1 protein-coding gene is annotated in these 676 nt (G+C 55.2%); it reads right to left on the minus strand.

The features are described from left to right. Positions 1-676 (minus strand): IS3 family transposase (locus APH28_RS25985; RefSeq protein ID WP_060513284.1); only part of this gene is annotated, 676 nt, incomplete at both ends.

Below are 676 nucleotides of genomic sequence, written 5' to 3' on the forward strand. Positions count from 1 at the left end.
TTTGGCATATTCGTTCGGTGAACGATAGCCCAGTGCTGAGTGCAGTCGACTACTGTTGTAAAACCCGTGGATGTAGTTCGCGATTGCCAGGTGCGCCTGCTGCTTGCTGGGGTAAACCCGGCAGGCCTCTTCTCGCTTCAATGTGGCAAAGAAGCTCTCAGCCACGGCGTTATCCCAACAATTGCCCTTCCTGCTCATGCTCTGCGTGAAGCCTTTCTTGGCCAGCGCGAAGCGGAATTTGCTGCTTGCATACTGACGTCCCTGATCGGAGTGGAACACAACACCATAGAGGCCAAGACATGCGTTCCAAGCATTGATGAAGGCTCTCTCAACCAAGTCGTCCGGCATACGATCCGCCAAGCTGTAACCCAGCACCTGGCGCGTCTGAATGCTGAGTACGACTGCCAGATACAACCATCCCTCTTTGGTTGCGATGTAGGTGATATCGCTGACCCAAGTGGGCGTGGTGCTGTTCACGGCAAACTGTCGAGCCAGCACATTGTCCGCTACAGGTAGGTAGTGATGGCTATCAGTCGTACAGGGTTTGAAACCGCCTTTGCATTTGCCTTGGATGTGTTCCTCGTGCATCAGCCGACCTATCCGCTTGTGGCCCACTGCGTGTGCCTGCCGGCGCAGAGCTTCGACCAACCGTGGTCGGCCATAAGTATTCCGGCTA

The organism is Pseudomonas sp. NBRC 111124 (assembly GCF_001320245.1).
Classification (GTDB): Bacteria; Pseudomonadota; Gammaproteobacteria; order Pseudomonadales; family Pseudomonadaceae; genus Aquipseudomonas.